Source organism: Hydrocoleum sp. CS-953 (assembly GCF_002260545.1).
Classification (GTDB): domain Bacteria; phylum Cyanobacteriota; class Cyanobacteriia; order Cyanobacteriales; family Microcoleaceae; genus Trichodesmium.
In genome coordinates this window covers 1-3,609 of the sequence record NZ_LGSU01000549.1, presented here as the reverse complement: position 1 = coordinate 3,609, position 3,609 = coordinate 1, and the positions used below count along the sequence as shown (strand labels likewise).

Genomic DNA, 3,609 nt, shown 5'->3' with positions numbered 1-3,609 from the left:
CTTCTTCCTTTAAACCCAAATCTCTGTACTCTAAAAAACATGAAAACTGCTATAGTCATTTTTTATCAATTTAATCTGACTCAGTATTCAGATTTCTTAAATTCAAAGTAGAATTAATTTGTTTTAATAATTTTTCTTTCTCTTTCTTGTTATTCAATTCTGGCAATTCAGCAATATTTGTATCTTGTTCATCAAACTTTTCTTCAGGGTTATTAACTAAATTTTTGTCTTGATTGTCTTGATTTAGATGTTCTTGAAAAACCTTAGTAACTTTACTACTTATAGGATGTATAACTGAAGATGAATTAACTACATTTTTCTCCAAACTTGGTTGTTGAATTAAGACTTCCAACTCATCTAATATTTTCTCGGAACGCTGATTATTTTCTACTAGATACTTAGCAGTATCTTTACCAGTTTCAGTCAAATTATTCAGTTCGGAAATTTTCATAATCAAGTTATCAGCTACTTGGTTCATTTGACGACCAGCTTCTGATGTTTCACTAACCAACTTTCCAATTTCATTAGTTATATGGCTAAAACCACCAAGCTCAGAACTTGAATGACCAGCAACTATTGCAGCTTGTATCGCTAAATGTTTTGCCTGTTGACTAACTGTTTCAATTTGATTTGATGTAGAATTAATTAGCTTCAGGTCATTTGTAAATAACTGACCAATATTAACGATTTCATTCATGTTTTTATTAATTGTTTGTACTGCATCAAATGTGGTATTAAATGCTTTTTTTCCCTCCTGAGACATTAAACCAGAAATTTCTTTTATTCTTTGGTTAAGATTATTAATTTGTTGTGATTGAGTAATTAGTGCATTTTGCTGTTTTTCCAAGAGCTTATTTCTAGCTAAAATTTCTTGTTTCTGGATTTGTAATGCTTTTGTATTTTGCTGGAGTTTATATTGTTGATTTTTGAGCTGTATTAAATAATTTTTAGCATTGTTTTTGTAACGATATAACTGATCGTTTACGTCTTTAAGTATATGAGACTGAGCGGTAATCAAAGTTTGAAAATTTAGCAAAAAATATATATAAAAATCAGAATTTTTTTTGTTAATAAATTGAACGACTATCGGCTCATAAATATTTTCTTCAGAACGATTTAGTGCTATTTGTAGAGCTAAGTTAATTTTTTCTTCAGCAGGTAATATTAAACAATTATCATAGTTTTTAGTTGCCTTCAAAAAATATTCAATTGGTCGTTTAATAAACAATTCNACTATCGGCTCATAAATATTTTCTTCAGAACGATTTAGTGCTATTTGTAGAGCTAAGTTAATTTTTTCTTCAGCAGGTAATATTAAACAATTATCATAGTTTTTAGTTGCCTTCAAAAAATATTCAATTGGTCGTTTAATAAACAATTCTCTACCGTATGGAGAACTCATTTGTTCGTGAAAGTAACTTCGAGAAACCATGCCAAGAAACTTTTGCTCAGAGACAACTATAACTCCAGGTAAGTCAAGTTGTTCATTAAACTGAGATGAAACTAATTCTACTGACGTCATTGGACTTACTTGAAAATCAATCAGTGGTAATTCTCGGAGAGTAGACTCAGAATTTAGCTTCGGTAATTTAGATTTTAAACTGTTTGCCATTTTACAAAACCCACTTAATTTATCAGGGATATTAAGAAAAATCTAAGGCAATTTAATCATCAGGATTTGGATTTATTTTATATTGTATTGTCCTCTAACGTCAATCATTATCTCTAACTNTTACTTGAAAATCAATCAGTGGTAATTCTCGGAGAGTAGACTCAGAATTTAGCTTCGGTAATTTAGATTTTAAACTGTTTGCCATTTTACAAAACCCACTTAATTTATCAGGGATATTAAGAAAAATCTAAGGCAATTTAATCATCAGGATTTGGATTTATTTTATATTGTATTGTCCTCTAACGTCAATCATTATCTCTAACTAATTTCTATAAAGATTGGTTGTTATATCAATATCCCTTAGATAATTTAGAGGTTGAATGTATCAGGAAATATGAAAAGAGAAGATAGGGAACAGGTATGGAGGGAACAGGTATGGAGGTATGGAGGCAAAAAACAATTATTTGTTATCAGGAACTTCACAACTAACTGATTAAGTATGAATAGTCATACCTCCTCTCTCTCTAGAGTTATTTCAATCCCTTGCCTTATTCAAGCTAGTTGATTGAGTTGTGAAACTTTTTTCTTAATACTTATTTGACAAACAGTCTATTAATCTTTTCTTAAGATATAGAATATAGGAACTATCTCAAATTAATTAGAAAACCTAGTAATATTTATAATTTACCTAAAAATAGCTGATAGCTGATAGCTGACGGCTGAATGCTTACAAACTATCTATTTATGAACTATTTAGCTCATTTACTTTTAGCAAAAAATACTCCCGAATCACAAATAGGAAATCTACTAGGCGACTTTGTAAAAGGTTATCTAGAAAAATATGAAACTATTTATAGCCATGAAATTCTCGTGGGAATCAAAACCCATCGTCAAGTTGATTGTTTTACCGATACTCATCCAATATATTTGAGAAGTAAAAATCGGATTAGCAGTAGCCATAGACGTTTAGCAGGAATAATTATTGATATTTGTTACGACCATTTTCTGGCAAATCACTGGAATTTATTTTCCCATGAAAACTTAGATGTTTTTGTACAAAAAATCTATCTTATTTTGAAGGATAATCAGGAAATTTTACCTGAGAAGTTAAAAAAAATATTGCCGAGAATCATATCTGAGAATTGGCTTGTTTCCTACAAAAATATATCAGGAATTAACTTAACCTTTGTGCGCTTATCTAAACGTTTGAAGAGGGAAAATAATTTGGCTACTGCTGTTAATGAGCTGATGCAAAATTATTCTGAAATTGAGTCAGATTTTTTGATGTTTTTTCCAGAAGTTATGAGTTATGTGAAAACTTTGCATAATTGATAATGTTAGCTTTCAGCTATTAGCAGTCACCAATCAGCTTTTTTTGTGAAGGAATTAATTAAATATNCTTATCTAAACGTTTGAAGAGGGAAAATAATTTGGCTACTGCTGTTAATGAGCTGATGCAAAATTATTCTGAAATTGAGTCAGATTTTTTGATGTTTTTTCCAGAAGTTATGAGTTATGTGAAAACTTTGCATAATTGATAATGTTAGCTTTCAGCTATTAGCAGTCACCAATCAGCTTTTTTTGTGAAGGAATTAATTAAATATATTTGCTTAGATATTTCAGGTCTTCAAATCTGCTTTTAAAGAGTCAGGAATCAGGAGAAAATAACAATGTAAACATTTTGCCGGAATGCTCCGCAAAAAACTATTATATCAAATCCGGTAATATTGGTGTAATTTAGATAAGGAGTGTTGGGAGAGCTAGGAAGATTTGGCAATGCCTGAAGATGGAAGATTTTTTTATAGTGAATTAAGCGTATTTGATATTAGCAGTCAGCTTTTAGCCATTTCATAAATACCAATTATTAATTTAACTGTTCCGTAATAGTTTTTAGATTTTAGAGAAACTACCGCAGTGGGGATAGTGCCACACACCTCTAGGCATCGCCTCACTTCTGATGACTGTAATTAATGATTAATTTAACTGTTGCGTAATAG

At 30.2% G+C, this 3,609-nt stretch carries 2 protein-coding genes; both read left to right on the top strand.

All coding sequences use genetic code 11. The features are described 5' to 3' along the window. The first annotated feature begins 2,356 nt into the window (after positions 1 to 2,356). Positions 2,357 to 2,944, top strand: a complete 588-nt coding sequence (locus AFK68_RS05795) for an ACP phosphodiesterase (RefSeq protein WP_094671958.1) — start codon at positions 2,357 to 2,359, stop codon at positions 2,942 to 2,944. 80 nt (positions 2,945 to 3,024) lie between these two features. Further along, entirely contained in the window at positions 3,025 to 3,150 is a 126-nt protein-coding gene (locus AFK68_RS44335) for an ACP phosphodiesterase (protein ID WP_371357249.1), read from the top strand. Positions 3,151 to 3,609 lie beyond the last annotated feature (459 nt).

Coding starts and splice junctions, on each gene's coding strand:
- AFK68_RS05795 (WP_094671958.1), top strand. CDS start 2,357: ATGAACTATTTAGCTCATTTACTTTTAGCAAAAAATACTCCCGAATCA.